General features: G+C 62.9%; 18 protein-coding genes. 10 read left to right on the top strand and 8 right to left on the bottom strand.

Going from position 1 to position 19,974, the window contains the following annotated elements; genetic code table 11:
- Window position 1: 1 nt before the first annotated feature.
- The 9 genes from G6N73_RS06265 to araD all read left to right on the top strand — a co-directional run bounded on the left by G6N73_RS06265 (window position 2) and on the right by araD (window position 10,020).
- Window positions 2-931, top strand: a complete 930-nt coding sequence (locus tag G6N73_RS06265) for a carbohydrate ABC transporter permease (RefSeq protein ID WP_165024829.1) — start codon at window positions 2-4, stop codon at window positions 929-931.
- The gene (locus G6N73_RS06260; protein WP_165024827.1) at window positions 928-1,770 is read left to right on the top strand and encodes a carbohydrate ABC transporter permease; all 843 of its coding nucleotides are present in this window, start codon (window positions 928-930) and stop codon (window positions 1,768-1,770) included. Before G6N73_RS06265 ends, G6N73_RS06260 begins: the two co-directional genes overlap by 4 nt.
- A 16-nt stretch (window positions 1,771-1,786) precedes the next feature.
- Window positions 1,787-2,818 (top strand): ABC transporter ATP-binding protein, encoded by a 1,032-nt coding sequence (locus tag G6N73_RS06255; protein WP_165024824.1) that lies wholly within the window; start codon window positions 1,787-1,789, stop codon window positions 2,816-2,818.
- 132 nt (window positions 2,819-2,950) lie between these two features.
- The gene (gene ytfQ / locus G6N73_RS06250) at window positions 2,951-3,895 is read left to right on the top strand and encodes a galactofuranose ABC transporter, galactofuranose-binding protein YtfQ (protein ID WP_246251700.1); all 945 of its coding nucleotides are present in this window, start codon (window positions 2,951-2,953) and stop codon (window positions 3,893-3,895) included.
- 60 nt (window positions 3,896-3,955) lie between these two features.
- The gene (gene ytfR / locus G6N73_RS06245) at window positions 3,956-5,500 is read left to right on the top strand and encodes a galactofuranose ABC transporter, ATP-binding protein YtfR (protein WP_165024822.1); all 1,545 of its coding nucleotides are present in this window, start codon (window positions 3,956-3,958) and stop codon (window positions 5,498-5,500) included.
- On the top strand, window positions 5,497-6,513 hold the full coding sequence (locus G6N73_RS06240) for an ABC transporter permease (RefSeq protein ID WP_165024820.1): 1,017 nt from the start codon (window positions 5,497-5,499) through the stop codon (window positions 6,511-6,513). The genes ytfR and G6N73_RS06240 overlap by 4 nt, the downstream gene beginning before the upstream one ends.
- Complete coding sequence (gene yjfF / locus G6N73_RS06235) at window positions 6,513-7,496, top strand: galactofuranose ABC transporter, permease protein YjfF (protein ID WP_165024818.1); 984 nt, start codon at window positions 6,513-6,515, stop codon at window positions 7,494-7,496. Before G6N73_RS06240 ends, yjfF begins: the two co-directional genes overlap by 1 nt.
- Window positions 7,493-8,254, top strand: coding sequence for a FadR/GntR family transcriptional regulator (locus G6N73_RS06230; protein ID WP_165024815.1), 762 nt, complete (start codon window positions 7,493-7,495; stop codon window positions 8,252-8,254). Before yjfF ends, G6N73_RS06230 begins: the two co-directional genes overlap by 4 nt.
- A complete protein-coding gene (gene araD / locus G6N73_RS06225; RefSeq protein WP_165024812.1) occupies window positions 8,251-10,020 on the top strand; it encodes an L-arabinonate dehydratase in 1,770 nt (589 codons plus the stop codon). Before G6N73_RS06230 ends, araD begins: the two co-directional genes overlap by 4 nt.
- A gap of 84 nt (window positions 10,021-10,104) precedes the next feature.
- Here araD and G6N73_RS06220 read toward each other — a convergent pair whose 3' ends face one another.
- The 4 genes from G6N73_RS06220 to G6N73_RS06205 all read right to left on the bottom strand — a co-directional run bounded on the left by G6N73_RS06220 (window position 10,105) and on the right by G6N73_RS06205 (window position 14,340).
- The gene (locus tag G6N73_RS06220) at window positions 10,105-10,929 is read right to left on the bottom strand and encodes a galactosyl transferase (RefSeq protein WP_165024810.1); all 825 of its coding nucleotides are present in this window, start codon (window positions 10,927-10,929) and stop codon (window positions 10,105-10,107) included.
- A 112-nt stretch (window positions 10,930-11,041) separates the two neighbouring features.
- Window positions 11,042-11,644: a sulfotransferase family protein gene (locus G6N73_RS06215; protein WP_165024808.1), complete on the bottom strand. Its 603-nt coding sequence runs from the start codon at window positions 11,642-11,644 to the stop codon at window positions 11,042-11,044.
- A 138-nt stretch (window positions 11,645-11,782) separates the two neighbouring features.
- A complete protein-coding gene (locus tag G6N73_RS06210; RefSeq protein ID WP_165024806.1) occupies window positions 11,783-12,790 on the bottom strand; it encodes a polysaccharide pyruvyl transferase family protein in 1,008 nt (335 codons plus the stop codon).
- Between the two features lie 65 nt (window positions 12,791-12,855).
- Window positions 12,856-14,340: a lipopolysaccharide biosynthesis protein gene (locus tag G6N73_RS06205; protein WP_165024804.1), complete on the bottom strand. Its 1,485-nt coding sequence runs from the start codon at window positions 14,338-14,340 to the stop codon at window positions 12,856-12,858.
- A 395-nt stretch (window positions 14,341-14,735) separates the two neighbouring features.
- On the opposite strand from G6N73_RS06205, the gene G6N73_RS06200 reads away from it, so the two are divergent.
- Window positions 14,736-15,899: a M20 aminoacylase family protein gene (locus G6N73_RS06200; RefSeq protein WP_165024801.1), complete on the top strand. Its 1,164-nt coding sequence runs from the start codon at window positions 14,736-14,738 to the stop codon at window positions 15,897-15,899.
- Window positions 15,900-15,905: 6 nt separating this feature from the next.
- Here the strand turns inward: G6N73_RS06200 and G6N73_RS06195 are convergent, their stop codons facing one another.
- The 4 genes from G6N73_RS06195 to G6N73_RS06180 are packed head-to-tail and all read right to left on the bottom strand — an operon-like array spanning window position 15,906 to window position 19,973.
- Window positions 15,906-16,967: an ABC transporter ATP-binding protein gene (locus G6N73_RS06195; protein WP_343044558.1), complete on the bottom strand. Its 1,062-nt coding sequence runs from the start codon at window positions 16,965-16,967 to the stop codon at window positions 15,906-15,908.
- Window positions 16,964-18,016, bottom strand: a complete 1,053-nt coding sequence (locus G6N73_RS06190) for an ABC transporter ATP-binding protein (protein ID WP_165024799.1) — start codon at window positions 18,014-18,016, stop codon at window positions 16,964-16,966. Before G6N73_RS06190 ends, G6N73_RS06195 begins: the two co-directional genes overlap by 4 nt.
- A complete protein-coding gene (locus G6N73_RS06185; RefSeq protein WP_246251689.1) occupies window positions 18,013-18,990 on the bottom strand; it encodes an ABC transporter permease in 978 nt (325 codons plus the stop codon). The genes G6N73_RS06190 and G6N73_RS06185 overlap by 4 nt, the downstream gene beginning before the upstream one ends.
- 2 nt (window positions 18,991-18,992) lie before the next feature.
- On the bottom strand, window positions 18,993-19,973 hold the full coding sequence (locus tag G6N73_RS06180) for an ABC transporter permease (RefSeq protein ID WP_165024796.1): 981 nt from the start codon (window positions 19,971-19,973) through the stop codon (window positions 18,993-18,995).
- Between the last annotated feature and the right edge of the window lies 1 nt (window position 19,974).

Below are 19,974 nucleotides of genomic sequence, written 5' to 3'. Positions count from 1 at the left end.
GATGACCGAGACCATTCTTCGGCAAACCACGGCGCGTCCCAAGGACGTGCCGTGGCTTTCCTTGAAGTACAGGGAGATGCTGGAGGCTTGGCTGTTCATCAGCCCGACGCTGATCGGCTTCCTGATCTTCTTCCTCGGGCCGCTGATGGCCATCGTCTATTACTCGATGACCGAGTGGAACCTGCTGACCCAGCAGGCGACATTCGTGGGCCTCGACAATTTTCAGGACGCCTTGTTCGTCAACCCGGATTTCTGGCACGTCGTCCGCAATTCGGTGATCTTCGCGCTCGGCCTCGTGCCGCTGAATATGGCGCTGGCGCTAACGCTGGCGCTCGCGCTGTCGCGGCCGTTCTTCGGCGTGGTGTTCTTCCGGACTGTCTTCTTCGCTCCAGTGATCACCTCGGCGATCGCCTGGGCGATCGTCTGGAAATTCCTGCTGCAGGGCGAAGCCGGCGCGGTGAACCAGATGCTCGCCTGGGTCGGCATTGACGGTCCCAACTGGCTGCGGGAGCCCAACTGGGCGATGGCGGCCGTCATCGTCACCCGCGTCATCAAGATGGTCGGCCTGAACATGATCCTTTACATCGCTGCACTCCAGGCGATCCTGCGCGACTATGAGGACGCGGCGCGTCTCGAAGGCGCTTCGCGCTGGCAGATCTTCCGTATGATCATCTGGCCGCTGCTCGCGCCGACCACGCTCGTCATCATGGTCATCACCACGATCGGCTCGTTCAAGGTGTTCGACCACATCTATCAGATGACCGGTGGCGGGCCGGAGAACGGCACGCTGGTGCTCGCCTATTACATCTATCAGCAGGGCTTCGAGTTCTTCGATGTCGGCTACGCCTCGGCGCTGGCGATGATCATGTTCGTCATCGTCATGGTGCTGACTGTCGTGCAGGTCACCGTGCGGCGAAGGGGAATGGAATGACCCAGCGCCAGATCCGGATCATCTATCGCACCTGCTGGACGTTGGCGCTGCTCATCGTCGCGATCCCGTTCGTCTTTCCGTTCCTGTGGATGGTGTCGGCCGGCTTCAAAAGCGTCACGGAGATATTCGGCGCACCGAGCCTCATTCCCCGCGTCTGGCGGTTCCAGAATTTTGTCGAGGTCTTCACCTATCAGCCATTTGCGCGACAGTACTTCAACTCGATCTACATCGCGCTTGCGGTCACGGCGCTGACGCTCGTCATCTCGTCTCTCGCCGGCTATGCGCTGGCGCGCATGCGCTTCGCCGGCGCCGGCCTGCTGATGCTGTTCCTCGTCTCGGCGCTGATGGTGCCGGAGGAGGTGACCATCATCCCGAACTTTTTCCTCATCAAGTGGATGGGATTGATGGACACGCATTGGCCGCTGATCCTGTTGCCGACTTTCGGCCCGCACGGCGTCATGGCGACCTTCCTCATGCGCCAGTATTTCCTGGCGCTGCCAAAGGAACTGGAAGAGGCAGGCAGGATGGACGGCCTGTCGCGGCTCGGCATCTGGTGGCGGATTGCGCTGCCCATGTCGCGCCCGGCGCTCGCCGCCGTCGCGATCATCACGTTTCTCTTCTCGTGGAACCTCTTCCTCGAGCCGCTCATCTTCCTGAGTTCGCTCGAAATGTTCACCCTGCCGCTGGCGCTTTCGAATTTCACCGACACTTACGGCCTGCCGCTCTGGAACCTGCAACTCGCCGCGACCACGCTGGCGGTGGTTCCGATCCTGATCGTCTATCTGATCGCGCAGCGCCAGATCATCGAAAGCTTCGCGCTATCGGGCGTCAAAGGCTGAGACGAAGGAAATCTCAATGACCGGTCTCGTGCTCAAGGATTTGAAAAAGCGCTTCGGCGGCACCCAGGTGATCCGTGGCGTCGACCTCGCGATCGAGGATGGCGAATTCGTCGTCTTCGTCGGCCCATCCGGCTGCGGCAAGTCCACGCTGCTGCGCATGATTTCAGGGCTCGAGGATATCACCAGCGGTGAGCTCTACATCGGCGACAGGTTGGTGAACGACGTGCAGGCCGCCAAGCGCGGCGTGGCGATGGTGTTCCAGTCCTACGCGCTCTACCCCCATCTCAACGTGCGCGACAATATGGGCTTCGGCCTCAAGGTCCGCAAAGTGCCGGCGGCGGAGCGTGAGCGGCGCGTCAACGAGGCCGCGGCGACGCTGAAGCTCGACGCGCTGCTGCACCGGTATCCGCGCGAACTCTCCGGCGGTCAGCGCCAGCGTGTCGCGATCGGCCGCGCCATCGTCGGCAATCCGGACGTGTTCCTGTTCGACGAACCGCTGTCCAACCTCGACGCGGAATTGCGTGTCCATATGCGCTCCGAGATCGCATCGCTGCACAAGCGGCTGTCGACCACCATGGTGTATGTCACGCACGATCAGATCGAGGCGATGACGCTCGCCGACAAGATCGTCGTACTGCGCGACGGCCTGATCGAGCAGGTCGGCTCGCCGCGCGAACTCTACGAGCGGCCGGGCAATCTGTTCGTCGCCCAATTCATCGGCAGCCCGAAGATGAATATACTGCCGGCAGCGAGCGCCCGGTTGCTGGCGCCGTTCGCAACTCCGCCGGCTTCGGCCGAAAGCGTCGGGGTTCGGCCCGAACATTTGGCGGTCGTGGAGCCCTCTGATAATGTTCTGCGCGGCAAGATCGCATTGAGCGAATACACCGGCGCCGTGACATTGATGCATGTCGAACTGCCGAATGGGCAGACCTGTCTCGTCGTCCATGATGGCAAGGACCTCCCGGCATTCGGCAGCGAGATCGGCCTTATGGCCGATCGCCAAAACCTTCACTTTTTCGATCGAAACCAGATGGCGGCCCAGCAGTAGGTGGACCATCCTTCGGGCTCCCACTAAGCCTCTTGCCAAAAGTCATACTATATGACTATACGGTTCAGACGATCGGGGAGGAGCCGCGATCGATTTTTTGGGAGGGTTCGAATGACCAGAATTTTGAAGACCATGCTGCTCGGATCTGCGATCGCCCTGGCGCTCGGCGGATCTGGATTGGCCGCGGACTTGACGGTCGGCTTTTCGCAGATCGGATCGGAGTCCGGCTGGCGCGCGGCCGAAACCAGCGTCACCAAGCTCGAGGCTGAAAAGCGCGGCATCGACCTGAAATTTGCCGACGCGCAGCAGAAGCAGGAAAATCAAATAAAGGCGATCCGCGGCTTCATCGCCCAGGGCGTCGACGCGATTCTCGTGGCGCCGGTCGTCGCGACGGGCTGGGAATCGGTGCTTGAAGAAGCCAAGGACGCCGAAATCCCGGTCATCCTGCTCGACCGCGGCATCGACGGTTCGCCGGACCTCTACATGACCATGGTCGCATCCGACCAGGTGCTCGAAGGCAAGGTTGCCGGGGAGTGGCTGGTGAAGGACGCTGCGGGCAAGGAGTGCAGCGTCGTCGAACTGCAGGGCACGACGGGTTCCTCGCCTGCCATCAATCGCAAGAAGGGCTTCGAGGAAGCGATCGCCGGTACGCCGACCATCAAGATCATCCGGAGCCAGACCGGCGACTTCACCCGCGCGAAGGGCAAGGAAGTGATGGAAGGTTTCCTCAAGGCCGAGGGCGGCGGCAAGAATATCTGCGCGCTCTACGCCCACAATGACGACATGGCGGTCGGCGCGATCCAGGCGATCAAGGAAGCAGGCCTGAAGCCCGGCGCCGACATCAAGGTCGTTTCGATCGACGCGGTGCCGGACATTTTCAAGGCGATGGCCGATGGCGAGGCAAACGCCACCGTCGAGCTGACCCCGAACATGGCCGGACCGGCCTTCGACGTCCTGGAGAAGTTCAAGGCTGACGGCACCATGCCGCCCAAGCAGATCATCACGGAATCGAAGCTTTATACCCCCGCCGACGATCCGATGAAGGTCTATGAGGAAAAGAAGGGCCTCGGCTACTGATATCCCTCGCAAGCGGGCCGGCCTTCCAAGGTCGGCCCGCGTCATCTGACGAACCGTGGCATGCGCCGCATCACCCTCGGGGAGGACGCCGTGAGCGAGCCTGACCTGCTGCTCGACGCGACCGAAATCCGCAAGAGCTTTCTCGGCTTGAAAGCCCTTGACGGTGTCGACTTCTCGGTGCGCAAGGGCGAAATCCATGCCCTGCTCGGCGAGAACGGCGCCGGCAAGTCGACGCTGATCAAGGTGCTGACCGGCGTCCACAAGCCCGACAGCGGCGCCATCGAACTTGACGGCCAAGCCGTGGCCGTGCGCGACCCCATGCACGCCCAGCAGTTGGGGATCGGCACGGTCTATCAGGAAGTGAATCTCCTGCCGAACCTGACGGTGGCGGAGAACCTCTATATCGGCCGCCAGCCGAGGAGATTCGGGCTCGTCGACACCCGTACGATGCAGAAGCAGGCCAGGGCGCTGCTCGCCCGGTACGACATCGAGATCGACGTCGGCGCACAGCTCTCCAGCTTCTCCATCGCCGTGCAGCAGCTCGTCGCCATTGCCCGCGCGGTGGACATGTCCGGCTCGGTGCTGATCCTCGACGAGCCGACCGCGAGCCTCGACAGTCACGAGGTCGAGCTTCTCTTCGGCGTCATGCGCAAGTTGCGCGACCGCGGCCTCGGCATCGTTTTCATCACCCATTTCCTCGACCAGGTCTACGCCGTCAGTGACCGCATCACGGTGCTGCGCAACGGCAAGCTGGTGGGAACGAGACAGACCAGTGATTTGATGAAAGTCGACCTCGTCTCGATGATGCTGGGCCGAACGCTGGCGGCTGCGACCGAGCACGGCCGCCGCGCGGCGCCACCGCCGTCGGAACGCAAGATTTCATTTTCAGATTTCGGCCGTGCACGATCGGTCGCGCCTTTCGACCTCACAATCTCCGCAGGTGAGGTTGTCGGCGTCGCCGGGCTGCTCGGCTCCGGGCGCACCGAGACGGCGCGCCTCCTGTTCGGCATCGATCTGCCGGATCGCGGCACGATCACGGTGGACGGCAAGCCGGTCAGGATCGCGTCTCCGCGCGACGCCATCCGGCTTGGCTTCGGACTTTGCCCCGAGGACCGCAAGGCGGACGGCATTGTCGGCGACCTGTCGGTGCGCGAGAACATCGCTCTCGCCCTTCAGGCGCGACGTGGCTGGCTCCGCCGCATGTCGACGCGCGAGCAGACGGAGCTGGCCGACCGTTTCGTCAAAGCGCTAGATATACGCACCACCGACATCGAAAAGCCCGTGAAGCTGCTCTCCGGCGGCAATCAGCAGAAGGTTATCCTTGCCCGCTGGCTGGCCACGCAGCCGCGTTTTCTGATTCTCGACGAGCCGACGCGCGGCATCGATGTTGGGGCGCATGCCGAGATCATCGAACTCATAAACAAGCTCTGCGACGAAGGCTTGGGACTGCTGGTCATTTCGTCCGAGATCGAAGAGATCGTCGCCTATTCGACGCGCGTGCGCGTGCTGCGCGACCGTGTCCATGCCGGTGAATTGGCCGGCGCCGAGATCTCCACCGACAACATCATGCGGGCGATCGCCGCTGAACACGGAGCAGCACGATGAGCGGGCTTGGCTCCGGATTGCGCAAGGCTGCCCCGCAGCTCGCTTGTCTCGCCGTCATCCTGTTTTTCAACTGGCTGGCATTTCCCGGCTTCTTCGACCTGCGCCTGCAGGATGGACGCCTGTTCGGCAGCCTGGTGGATGTGCTCAATCGCGGCGCGCCGGTAGCGATCCTTGCCATCGGGATGACAGCGGTCATCGCCTCCAAGGGGGTCGACCTGTCCGTCGGCGCGGTGATGGCAATGGCCGGCGCAGTGGCGGCGACCATGACGGTCGAGGGCTATTCGCTTCCCGTGGTGTTGTTGTCGTCGCTAGCGGTCGGTATCGCCTGCGGCCTGCTCAATGGCCTGCTTGTCGCCGTTCTCGAACTCCAGCCCATCGTGGCGACCCTGATCCTCATGGTCGCCGGCCGCGGCATTGCGCAGCTCATCACCGAGGGCGTCATCGTCACCTTCGTCGAGCCGGGTCTGATTTTCTTCGGCACCGGCTCGTTCCTCGGTCTGCCGATGCCGGTCATCATCGCGGCGGCGCTCGCGCTGCTTACCGTGCTGGTCGTGCGGCGCACCGCGCTCGGCCTGCTGATCGAGTCGATCGGCGTGAACCGCTCGGCCTCCACATATGCGGGCATCAACAGCCGCCTGCTGATCGTGATGATCTATACATTCTGCGGCTTCTGCGCCGCCCTGGCCGGCATCATCGCCGCTGCCGACATTCGCGGCGCCGACGCCAACAATGCGGGCCTGTGGCTCGAACTCGACGCAATCCTCGCGGTCGTGATCGGGGGCACTTCGCTGCTCGGCGGCCGCTTTTCAATACTGATGTCGGTCCTGGGCGCGATCATCATCCAGTCGATGAACACCGGTATCCTGATCTCCGGCTTCCCGCCGGAATACAATTTGATCGTCAAGGCAGCCGTCATCATATTGATCCTGCTCGTCCAGGCTGCCTCGCTGAGCGGCTTCAAACTGCTGCTCCGGCCCGGCGCCGCCGCAACTGCAAGGAAGGCCGAAGCCTGATGACTTCCTCGCGCCTCCTTCCCTTCTACGCCACGCTGGTGATCTTCCTGCTCGCATACGCAGTATGCGTCATCCAATTTCCGAACATGCTTTCGACGCGCGTCCTGGGCAATCTGCTCACCGACAATGCGTTTCTCGGCATAGCGGCGGTCGGCATGACCTTCGTGATAATCTCAGGCGGCATCGACCTGTCGGTCGGGTCCGTGATCGGCTTTACCAGCGTTCTGATCGCCGTGCTTGTGACTTGGTACGGCATACATCCGCTCGCCGCCTTCTGCATCGCACTTACTATTGCGACCGCCTTCGGCGCCGCTATGGGCGCGGTCATCCACTATCTCGATGTGCCGGCGTTCATCGTGACCTTGGCGGGCATGTTCCTGGCGCGCGGCATGGCTTTCGTCATCACCACCGATTCCATTCCGATCGCGCACGAGTTCTACACCACGCTCCACGGCTTGTACTTTCGCATGCCGGGCGGCGGGCGGCTGACACTCATCGGCGGATTGATGGTGATCGTCTTCCTGGCCGGCATCGTGGTCGCGCATTACACCCGGTTCGGCTCTTACATCTACGCTCTCGGCGGCAACAAAACCTCGGCCGAACTGATGGGCGTGCCCGTTGCTCGCACGACGATCGGCATCTATGCGCTCTCGGGTTTCCTGTCCGGGCTCGCAGGCGTCGTCTTCTCGCTCTACACCTCGGCCGGCTATTCGCTCTCGGCCGTCGGCGTCGAACTCGACACGATCGCGGCGGTCGTCATCGGAGGCACCCTGCTGACGGGCGGCGTCGGGCTGGTAGCCGGCACCTTCGTCGGCGTCATCATTCAGGGCCTGATCCAGACCTACATCGTCTTCGACGGCACGCTGTCGAGCTGGTGGACGAAAATCGTCGTCGGCCTTTTGCTCTTTGCATTCATTGCCCTGCAACGGCTATTGGTGGTCCTTTCGGCCCGCAAAGGGTCGTCGCAGGTCGCAACACCATGATCACCATCCAGCCAGGCATCAGCCGCACGCTCCCGCCGAAGGGATTTCACGGCCATGTGATGGCCGATCTCGGACGCGGCATTGTTTCCGGCGCCTTCCCCGAAAACTCCATTCTTCCCCGCGACGCCGAGCTTCAGCACCGCTACGGCGTCTCGCGCACGGTTCTGCGCGAAGCTTTGAAGACGCTGGCCGCCAAGGGAATGATCATGCCCAAGGCCAAGATCGGAACGCGCGTGATGCCGCGCGACAACTGGAACCTATTCGACCCCGACATTCTCCAGTGGCATGCAGACACAGGTGCGGTGGACGCCAAGTTCCTTTTCAGCCTGCAGGAGATGCGGCTGGCGCTGGAGCCGGAAGCGGCCGCTTTGGCGGCCATGCGCCGGACTGACGAGCAGGTCAAGGAATTGTACCGATGCGTCGACCGCATGGGCGACCCGGCCGTGACGGGCGATGATTTCGTCGAATACGATCTGCGCCTGCACATCGGAATTGCCGAGGCTTCGCAAAACCCGTTCATGCGGGCAATCAGCGGGCTGATCGAAGTGGCGCTCGCCACCACTTTTGCCGTCAGTTCGCCAATCCCCAATACGGAGCGACACAAGCTTACGGTGGAGCGTCACCGCGCCATCGTTAGCGCCATCGAAAGCCGCGATCAGGCAGCGGCGCGCGCAGCCATGCGACAGGTCATCCAGGAAGGCATCGACCGCGTCGCCGACGTTACCGGCAATTTGCCGCCGGAAGGGCAATTTTCATGACGATCCAAAGCAAGCCCAACCAGGGCAGATTCACGCCTGCAATTTGGCCGCGAAAGCTGCGTTCCCACGAATGGTTTGGCGGTACGTCGCGCGACCACATCTATCACCGCTCCTGGATGAAGAACCAGGGACTGCCGGCCGACCTGTTCGACGGCCGCCCGGTCATCGGCATATGCAACACCTGGTCGGAACTGACGCCCTGCAATGCGCATCTGCGTGATCTCGCGCAACGCGTGAAGCACGGCATTTACGAGGCTGGCGGGCTGCCGCTGGAATTCCCGGTATTCTCCACCGGCGAGAGCGCTCTGCGCCCGACCGCCATGATGTACCGCAATCTTGCGTCGATGGATGTCGAGGAGGCGCTGCGGGCTAACCCGCTCGACGGCGTGGTGCTGATGGTCGGCTGCGACAAGACCACGCCGGCTCTCCTGATGGGCGCTGCTTCCGTCGACATTCCCGCCATCGCCGTCACCGGCGGGCCGATGCTCAATGGCTGGTTCCGCAACGAGCGCGTCGGCTCCGGTACTGCGCTCTGGCAGATGTCGGAGGCGATCAAGGCCGGCACGATGAGCCAGAGCGATTTCCTCGATGCCGAGCAGGCGATGAGCCGCTCGCCCGGTTCCTGCAACACGATGGGCACCGCCTCCACCATGGCCTCCATGGCCGAGGCGCTCGGCATGGCGCTCTCGGGCAACGCCGCCATCCCCGCCGTCGATAGCCGCAGGCGGGTTATGGCTCAGCTCACTGGCCGGCGCATCGTGCAGATGGTCAAGGACGATCTGAAGCCCTCGAACATTCTGACGTATGCGGCATTCGAGAACGCGATCCGCACAAACGGCGCCATCGGCGGCTCGACCAACGCCGTGGTGCATTTGCTGGCCCTTGCCGGCCGCGCCGGTGTAGATCTGACGCTCGACGACTGGGATCGGCTCGGCCGCGACGTCCCGACCATCGTCAATCTGATGCCGTCCGGGAAATATCTGATGGAGGAGTTCTTCTATGCCGGCGGGCTTCCCGTCGTGCTGAAACGGCTCGGCGAATCCGGATTGCTGCACAAGGATGCGCTGACGGTTTCCGGCCAGACGCAATGGGAGGAGGTCAAGGATGTCACAAACTGGAACGAGGACGTCATACTGCCGGTCGACAGGGCGTTGACGCAGCAGGGCGGCATCGCGGTGCTGCGCGGAAATCTCGCGCCGAAGGGCGCGGTTCTGAAGCCTTCCGCAGCGACGCCTGCACTGATGGTCCATCGCGGCCGCGCCGTCGTCTTCGAGGACATCGACGACTACAAGAAGAAGATCAACGACCCCGATCTCGACATAGACGAGACCTGCGTGATGGTGCTGAAGAACTGCGGGCCGCGCGGCTATCCGGGCATGGCCGAGGTCGGCAATATGGGTCTGCCGCCAAAAGTGCTGAAGAAGGGCATAACGGACATGATCCGCATTTCGGATGCGCGCATGTCCGGAACCGCTTACGGCACGGTGATCCTGCATACGAGCCCGGAGGCGGCGGCCGGCGGGCCGCTGGCCATCGTGCGCAACGGCGATGTCATCGAAGTCGATGTGCCGAACCGGCGGCTGCATCTCGACGTGCCGGAAGACGAGATCGAGCGGCGGCTCAGGGATTGGAAAAACCCGGTCAGGCGGCCCGAAAGCGGATATGCCATGCTCTACCACGACCACGTGACGGGGGCGGATACCGGTGCCGATTTCGACTTCCTCAAGGGAGTGCGCGGCAACGCCGTGCCGAAAGATTCTCACTGAGGCGGAACAGGGGCGGCATGGCCCTGACTAACCGCTGAGCGGTGTCCTGCCCGTTGCCCCGGCATCAAAAGGATCGCGTGGTGCTCAGGCGTTGGGCGAGGCGGGCATGCCGAAAAACTCCTGCCTTGCAGTCTCGCCGACCAGCCGGAGCTTGCTCAAGTGTCTAAGCAGCCGTCTCGGCCGCTTCATCGCCTCCCAACTCAGAAAATATTTGACGAGGAGACTCGGCGCCTTGCTGTGCGACCCTCTGTGGGCAACGCGGTAGACAGCGCCGCGGAATGGCAGCGGCGCCAGCGGCGTTCCACGTTCGGCGAGGATGTCGGCGATGCGGACATGGCTGCCGAGCATCGACTTGATCCAATCGAGCGAGGCGTCCTCGAAGCGCTCCGGCACGCCATAAAGGTCCGATCGGATAATCAACGACGTTCCGCAGAGATGGTCGAAATCGTCATACCCCAACAGGAGCTTGCCACCGTCGTCCCAAATATAGCCGCGGTTGATGGTCCATCCGTTCGCATCGGGATTTTCCGATACGTATTGGACGATCCTGGCGCTTACGAAGTCGTCGTCGTCGACGATCATGAAGAAGCGGCTGTCGCGGGCGGCGAGCATTCCCTTCAGCACGCGGCGTCCCTTGTCGGCGCGGAAGGCGTCGTAGACGTCCTTGATGCTGCCTGACTTGCCGATCTCGTGCATATCGTTTGGAGGAAAGGTGACGCGCTCGACGCTGAAGCGGGGCGGCAGGTCGGGCAGGTCGGCGCCCTCGTTCGCCACGATGACGCCGCGCCAATCACCATTGGTCTGGTTCGAGATCGAGGCGATGGTTTGCGTCAGGTTCGCCTTGAGCAGGCTCCAATCGCGGGCATTGACCTGATGGCGGACGGGAATGATGAAGGTGAGGAGGGTCATTGATTTCCACTTCTGCAGATGCTTGTTTGTACTTCCCGCATCATTCGCCGGCCCGAAAGGGTCACCTGGCGGCGTGCCCAGGCGATCCCGCCGTCGAGGGGCGCCACTTTGGTCAACCTCTCGCCATCACTTTGGTCAAAACGCGCCTCATCATGGATTGAGACGAATACTTGCCTTTGTTCGCGTGAGGAAACGGCTCGCGAGGAACCTCCCGCCCCAGGAAATCACAGAGCTCCTTCCACCCGTCACCCCGTTCCCAATCCACGATGAGCAAATCTTCCGGGCGGTCGCGGAAGTAAAGTTGCACTTCCTGATTGTGCCTTTGACACCTCTCGATGAGTTGCGCTTCGGTTACGTCGGGAAACGGCAATCCATACAATATTTGACGAATCCTGTTCGTGCTTTCAGATGCGGTTCCTTTATTGGCCAGCATGTTCGTGTAGCTTCGAACCCATTTTTCCGTATCCCGTACGGTGAGAACAAAGCGGCTGTTGGGGAAAGCCTCGTCCAATTCCTTGTACAGGATGATCCACGGCCAATCCTCGAAAGTCTCCTTTTGTTGCGCGAGCGCCATTATTCTCGAAAGGTCATCCTTTGGGATGCCATCGACGAGACTCAAATCCTGACTTTGATGATTGAAGCCCAGGGTTCTGAAGCAATGACCCAGGGTCGTGGTTCCCGTCTTGGCCCAACCGATTCCGAAGATCTTGGACATTCTTTCTGTCCTCCATTGTATGGTCAACGATCGTGTTAGCCTGAGACTGTAATATTGATGCCCGTGCGTAGCAGCTCAGCTTCGCCAGGCTGCGTCTCGACATTTCCAGGTCCCGCCTTCCCGCCATTGACTGCCGCGTCATGCGGCGGCTCCCATGCTGGCCTGATGGCGCGCCCAGGCGATCCCGTCGTCGAGCGACGCCGCCTTGTACGAGAGATCGGTCCCGCCGGAGAACGCGTTCATGAAGCGCCGCACCTTGCCGTAGCTGTTGTCGAGCACGGCGTGCGGCCGCCCGAGCAGCAGCGCACAGATGTGCACGTGCAGGCGATCGGTCACGATCGCTCGCCCGCGAGAGATCTGTCTTATGCCGCGCCGGAAGCGGTTGTGCGCCGCCGCTTCGAGCTTGGCGCCCCTGATCCGCTCGGGATTGAACGAAACGGCCACCTTCGCCGCACCGAGCGCCTTGGCGATGCGGACGGGCGTGCGGGACTCGCTGATCCAGTCCTCCACAGGGATGTCGGGATAGGCGGAAAAGTCATAGTGCGAGGCCTTTTCCTTATCCGCCCGCAGCATGGCCAGCACGGGGAATTGCGAAGCCGCCAATGGCTGGATCGGGCCGATGCAGAACGCCATGTCCGGACAAAGATGCACCCGGCAATCGAAGTGCTTTTCCGCGAATTCCTTCGACTCCTCGTCGCGCACGAGCAGGACGAAATTCTTGTGGCGCGCGATTGCCCGCGCCATCCGGTCGGCGTGCTCTTGCGACTTGTAATGAATGGACTGCGGCAGTTGCACGACCAGACGGCCGGGCCAGCGCTCCAGAATGCTCTCGCGAAGCTCCTGGTGTCCCGGCCAGATGTCCCCGAACGTTCCTCCCCCGGTGATGAGGATCGGCCCGGACGGCATCGCCTCGTCGAGCCTGTCGTGCGAATGGTCCTGCAACGACGATATATATGACGGGCTCTTTTTGAGCCGGGATGAAAGGTAGGCTATCTGGCCCAGCCAGATGGCAGAATCGCCGACATTCTTGTAGTCCGGGAAATCGACCATCGCCACCGGCTCGCCATCGGAGACATAGTCTTTCAGGCAGTCATGTACGACGCCCTGCAACCTGGCGATCACGTCCAGATTTGATTCTGCAGGCATTTTTTTCATCTCCATCTGGCTGGTAGGGCGGCGGGTTGGCGGCGGCAGGAATTGCCCTGTAGTCTTCAAGCTGGGCGAACTTTGGACAGGACTTTGCCCAGTATCTTCTGGATCTCCGTCTCGGGTCCGGCCGGGCGCCTCATCAATATCCAGAGCAGGAAAGTCGACCCGCAATAAAGGACGGCGCCCAGCGCAACCAGCATCGCCAACTGCTCCGCCAGCATGATTTTCTCGGCCGTGTGGGGCAGGTAGCTGGACGCGAGCACCACGCCTGCCGCCATCACTGCGATGCTCGTCAGCGCCCGCATATTGGCCGAGAGTTGCTTCAATACCGTGACGCCGATAAAGCGCCGCACGAGGATCATGTTGACGAACGCGCTGAACAGCCCGGTGAACACGCGGCCGATGATGACCCCCTGAAGGCCGGCGAGCATCAGCCCGGCTATCATGATGGGAACGCGGACGCACAGCATCTGCGTGTCGCGGATGAACAAAAGCCGCGTCTCGCCCTTGGCCATGCCGAGCGGCTGCACCAGCGAGCCCAGCGTCTGCAGCGCGAAAACCGAGGCGAGCGACTGAATGATGAAGATGATCGGCGCCCATTTCTCCCCAAGCGCCAGCCTGACCAGCGGGTCTGCGACCACCGCGACCCCGATGCCGGCGGGAAGAGCGATCGCGGCGACCAGCGCCTGCACGCGCTGGTAGGCGGCGGCGAGTCTCGCCGGATCGTCGCGAATGCTGGAGAAGCCGGGATAGATCGTCTGCATAAGCGGCGCGGTCGCTTCGCGCGTCGGCATCATGGCAAGATTGGAGCCGACCGAATAATAGCCGAGCGCCGTGCCGCCGAGCATCTTGCCGACCAGCAGATAGTCGAAACGCCAGTTGAGCGTGTTGACGATCTGGCCCGCCGTCAGCCACGCGGAGAAGGAAAAGAACTCCCGTATGTGCTGGAAGGTGATCCTGGGCCGGAACGGCAGCACAAGATAGGAGATGATGACATTTGTGGCCTGGGTCACCAGCGTCCCGACCACCAGCGCCCAATAGCTCTGATAGATTATCGCGATCGCCACCGCCGCGATGAAGCCGGTCAGCTTCTGCGAGACGCTGAGCACGAACTCCTGCCAGAAGATCAACTCGCGCTGAAGCATGATCAGGCGCGGGTTGGTCAGGCCGCCCAGCAGCATGCTGAAGCCCAGGGCGATCATGACGCCGGCGAGCCTCGGCTCCTCGAACAGCCTGGACGCCGGATAGGCGCAGGCCGCAAAGAGAAGGCAAAGGAGCAGCCCGCGTGTGGCGTTGAGCGTCCAGGCGGCGCTGAAATGCGATTCCTTGGGCGCCTCGTGACGGATGAGCGCCTGGGTGAGTGAGAGCTCGGTGACGGTGCTGACGATCAGCAGCATGGTCGTGCCCAGCGCGACGACGCCGAAATCGGCGGGCGCTAGGTACCACGCCAGCACGATGGTGCTCAGCGTCGCCAGCCCGTTCACGATCGCCCGGGACAGGCTTAGCCACATGCTTCCCTTGATTAGCCGACCGCTGATGCTGGTCATACGATGGGAATAGCCTTGTTGGTGCTGACCCCAGTGCAGACCACCGGGACAACGGTATTCGTCCTCAAATCGTCATTCATGAGAGGGATGTCCGCCGGCGCCAAACCGTACTCCAATCGGAACTGATGCGGCGGCAATCCGCACGCCCTGAATTCCTGCACTCGGCTGATGGTGCTTGCAGACCACGCCGCTGACCGAAGCCGCCGCGAACTTAATTGCACCTATGCTGCACTGCAATAGGAATGAGATCACGGTTCGTTTCAGGCGTTTTCGAAAGTTCGAATTCTACTACCGCCGTGGACTTGGCGATGGATTGACTTGCCTCCATGCCGGCGCGCCTTCATTGTCCCGGCTTCCCGCCTAGCGCGATGCGCATGACCAGCCAGGAGAAACGGATGCCTATCATCAACCGGATTTCGGGGTTTCACGACGACATCACGAAATGGCGGCGCGACATTCACGCGCACCCCGAACTGCAGTTCGACGTCCACCGGACTGCGGCTCTGGTGGCCGAGAAGCTGAAGGAGTTCGGCGTCGACGAGATCGCTACCGGCATCGGGCGCACCGGTGTGGTCGGCGTCATCAAAGGCCGCCAGACGGCGAGCGGCAAGGCGATTGGCCTGCGCGCCGATATGGATGCGCTGCCGATCCAGGAGATTGTCGAGCGGCCCCATATGTCTAGGACGCCAGGCGTGATGCACGCCTGCGGCCATGACGGACACACCGCGATGTTGCTCGGAGCCGCGCGCTACCTTGCCGAGACACGCAATTTCGACGGCACCGCGGTGGTCATATTCCAGCCGGCGGAGGAGGGGGGCGGTGGCGGCCGTGAAATGGTCAACGAAGGCATGATGGACCGCTTCGCGATCGACGAGGTCTACGGCATGCACAACGCGCCGGGCATTCCCGTCGGCCAGTTTTCGATCCGTTCGGGGCCAATGATGGCGGCCGCCGACATGTTCATAATCGACATCGAGGGCAAGGGCGGCCACGCCGCTCGTCCGCAACGCGTCATCGACACGACGCTGGTCGGCGCGCACATCATGACTGCGCTGCAGTCGGTGGTGGCGCGCAATGTCGATCCGATCGAGGCAGCGGTGATCTCGGTCACCACCTTCAAGGCCGGCGACGCTTTCAACGTCATCCCGCAGACGGCGCGGCTGACCGGCACGGCTCGCACTTTGTCGCCCGAAGTGCGCGACCTCTTGGAAAACCGCATGAGGGAAGTGGTCGAGCACACGGCGGCAGCCTTCGGCGCAAAGGCCACTCTCGACTACCAGCGTCACTATCCGGTCCTGTCGAACAATGCCGAGAAAGCCGAGTTCGCCGGCTCCGTCGCCCGGCTCGTCTCCGACAAGGTCGACATGAACACGCCGCAGGTCATGGGCGGAGAGGACTTCTCCTTCATGCTGGACGCCAGGCCGGGTGCTTTCATCTATCTCGGCCAGGGCGACACTCAGTACCTGCACCACCCCGAATACGACTTCAACGACGACATCATCCCGATCGGCGTGTCCTACTGGGCCAAGCTCGTCGAGACGGCGTTGCCCGCGCTTTGAACCGGGTCAGCGCGCTAGCGGCGGGAGGGCGGCGTTGACGCCGTCCGCGTAGAGGTGACAGAGCACCTTGGCGCTGCCCACCTGGTAGAGCGGCGGCACGGTCGTCTTGCAATGCGGCATCACATACGGGCAGCGCGGGTTGAAGTGGCAGCCGGCCGGCGGGTTGATCGGATTGGGGATCTCGCCGGCGATCGACTGGCGCTCAGCGCCTTCCATGCCGATGTCGGGAACGGCGTCGAGCAGCATTCTTGTGTAGGGATGTTTTGGCGCGGCGAAGAGTTCACGCGCCGGCGCTTCCTCGACCAATCGTCCGAGATAGAGAACGCCCACCCTTGTCGCCATGTGGCGCACAACGGCCAGATTGTGGCTGATGAACAGGTAGGTCAGCCCGAGGCGCTCCTGCAACTCCCGCAGCAGATTGAGAACCTGCGCCTGCACCGAAACGTCGAGCGCCGAGGTCGGCTCGTCGCAAACGATGAATTCGGGTTCGGAGGCGAGCGCACGGGCGATCGCGATGCGCTGCCGCTGGCCGCCGGAAAATTCATGCGGAAATTTTCCGGCGTCGCGCGGATCAAGACCGACGAGCGCCAGAAGTTCGCCGACCCGGGCCTCCCGGTCGCGGGCGTCGGCGATCAGGCCGAACGCCTTGATCGGTTCGGCCACGATCGAGCCGACGCGCCAGCGCGGGTTGAGGCTGGCGAAGGGGTCCTGGAAAATCATCTGGATCCGCCGGCGAATCTGGCGCTGGCGCACACCGCCGCTCTCTGCCCATATGTCGGCCCCGCCGATATGGACGCTGCCGGCCGTCGGCGGCAAAAGGCCGACCACCATCCTGGCGATGGTCGACTTGCCCGATCCCGATTCCCCGACCAGCGCATAGGTCTCGCCGCGGTTGATCGAGATGTCGACGCCGTCGACGGCGGTCAGCGTCACCCTGCCGCTGCCGTCGAGAATGCGGTTCAGCCAGCGCTTGGACAGGTCGAAGACGCGGCCCAGCCCTTCGACCTCGACCAGCGGCGCGGCGTCTGCCGCCGGAGCCTCGGCGATATGGTCCGGGGCGGCGCTCACAGGCTTGCTCCCGCGGGAACGGCTCGGACCTCGATGCCTGCAGCCACCGCCCTGGCGGCGGTTTCGGCCGGCGGCGGCTTGCCCGTAGGGTCGAGCAGGAAGCACGACGCCCTGCTGGCGGAGGTTTCGTAGATGCCGGGCCGCTCGGCCGGGCAGCGGTCGAAGCGGAAGGTGCAGCGCGGATTGAAGGCGCAGCCGTCCGGAATGGCGCCGAGGCGCGGCATGGAACCCGGTATCTGCTCGAGCTTCTCATCGGGGTCGCCGATCAGCGACGGGATCGCGGCCATCAGCCCACGCGTATAGGGGTGCTGCGGATGCTTGACGACGTTGCGCACTGCACCGATCTCGGCGAGCCGGCCGGCATAGAGCACGCAGACCCGGTCGGCCGTCTCGGCGATCACCCCCATGTCGTGGGTGATCAGCATGACCGAGGTTCCGCGATCCCTGCACAGGCGTTTCAGAAGCGCGATGATCTGCGCCTGCACCGACACGTCGAGCGCCGTCGTCGGCTCGTCTGCGATGATGAGTTCCGGGTCGGCCGCCAGCGCCAGCGCGATGACGACGCGCTGGCGCATACCGCCGGAAAACTGGTGCGGATAAGAGGAGAGCCGGGCGCCTGCCGCCGGAATGCCGACCTCGATAAGCAGCCGCTCGGCCTTGTCAGCGGCCGCCTTGGGCGAAAGTCTCTCATGCGTCAGGATGGTCTCGGTCAACTGGTCGCCGATCCGGTAGAGCGGGTTAAGGCTGGTCAGCGGATCCTGGAAGATCATGCCGATGCGGTTGCCCCGGATGCCGCGCATGGCGGCCGGCGAAAGATTGTCGATACGCTGGCTGCCGAGGAGTATCTCGCCGCCGGCGACGCGGCCGGGCGGATCGAGCAGGCCGATGATGGCCGAGCCGGTGATCGATTTGCCTGCGCCCGACTCTCCGACGACGCCGAGCACCTCGCCCGGCGCGATGTCGAAGGACAGATCGTCGATCGCGGTGAGCGCGCCATGGCGGGTGGGGATCTCGACCCGGAGGTTTCTAACGGAAAGGGTTGGGGTCATCTGAGTTTCGGGTTGAGCGCGTCGCGCAGCCAGTCACCCAGGAGGTTCACTGCGAGGGCAAGGATGGCGAGGGTTATGCCTGGGAAGATGGTGATCCACCACTCGCCGGAGAAAAGGTAGTCGTTGCCGATGCGGATGAGCGTGCCGAGGGAAGGCTGCGTCGAGGGAACGCCGACGCCGAGGAAGGAGAGCGTGGCCTCGGTGATGATGGCGAGCGCGAGGTTGATGGTGGCGATCACCAGGACCGGGCCGAGCACATTGGGCAGCACGTGGCGGAACATGATCGTTACGGGCCTCAGGCCGATGAGCCGCGCGGCAAGCACATATTCCTTGTTGGCTTCGACCAGCACCGAGCCGCGAACTGTTCGCGCATACTGCACCCAGAAACTCAGGCCGATCGCGAGGACGAGCACGCCGAAGACGATCTCGTCATAAGCCTGCGGACCGGCAAGCGCCCGCGCCACGCCGTCGATGAGGAGCGCGGTGAGGATGGCGGGAAATGTAAGCTGGACGTCGGCGATGCGCATGATGATCGTGTCGGTGACGCCGCCGACATAGCCGGCGACGAGGCCGAGCGTCACGCCGAGCATCATGGCCAGAAGGACGCTGGCGAAGCCCACGGCCAGCGAGATGCGCATGCCGTAGAGGATGGTGGAGAGCACGTCGCGGCCCTGGTCGTCGGTGCCGAGCAGGAAGCCGGACTGTCCATCGGCGGACCAGACCGGCGGATAGAAACTGTCCATGATCGAGATCGACGCCGGATCGAACGGGTCGTGCGGAGCGACTATCGGCGCGAACAGCGCCGCCAGAACGAGGATCAGACTGACAATCGCCGCCCCTATGGTCAGCGGCGAATGTCGGAAGGAATACCAGATGTCGGAATCGAGCATGCGCGCGAATGCGCCGCGCCCCGCCGTATCGCCTGCCGCAACTCCCGCCCTTGCCTTCGATTCTTCGCCTGTGAAGTAGGGCATCGTCAGCCTGCCGTTCCGCCGAGCCTGATGCGTGGATCGACCGCGACATAGAGCAGGTCGACGATGAAATTGATCAGCGTGAACAGGAAGGCGATCAGGAGCAGATAGGCGGCCATGATCGGGATGTCGACGTTCTGCACCGCCTGCAGGAACAGCAACCCCATGCCGGGCCACTGGAAAACGGTTTCGGTGATGATCGAGAACGCAATGATCGAGCCGATCTGAAGGCCGGTGATGGTGATGACCGGCACCAGCGTGTTCTTCAACGCGTGGCCGAAATTTATCGCGCGCCGGGAAAGTCCGCGGGCGCGGGCGAATTTGATGTAGTCGGTGCGAAGCACTTCCAGCATCTCGCCCCGCACCAGGCGCATGATCAGCGTCATCTGGAACAGGCCAAGGGTGATTGCAGGAAGGATGAGCGAGACCAGCCCGGAGCGGGTCAAAAGGCCAGTGGTCCAGAAGCCGCCGATCGAAACGGTCTCGCCGCGGCCGAACGACGGCAGCCAGCCGAGATTGACCGAGAAGATGAAGATCAGGAGGATGCCGATCAGGAATGTCGGCAGCGATATGCCGACCAGGCTGATGGCGAGGAAGAGCCGCGACAAAAGCGTATCCCGATAGAGCCCGGTATAGACGCCCATAGGCAGGCCGACGAGCAGGGCGAAGATGGCCGATACGAAGGAGAGCTCCAGCGTCGCCGGAAGGCGCGAGGCGATGAGTTGGGCGACCGGCTGCTTGATTTGGTACGAAATGCCGAAGTCGAAACGCGCTGCCTTGCCGACGAAACGCGCGAATTGCACGTAAACCGGATCGTTCAGGCCGAGATCCTCACGCAGTTGCGCCCGCTGCTCGGGCGTCGTGTCGACGCCGACGAGCTGGTTGACCGGGTCGCCGACGAACCGGAACATCAGGAACGAGATCAGCGCCACGACCAACATGACGCCTGCCGCCTGGATCAGGCGCCGGATGGCAAAGGCAAACATT

The sequence above is a fragment of the Allomesorhizobium camelthorni genome, from assembly GCF_011045125.1.
Classification (GTDB): domain Bacteria; phylum Pseudomonadota; class Alphaproteobacteria; order Rhizobiales; family Rhizobiaceae; genus Allomesorhizobium; species Allomesorhizobium camelthorni.
This window is presented reverse-complemented; position numbering and strand designations above follow the sequence as displayed.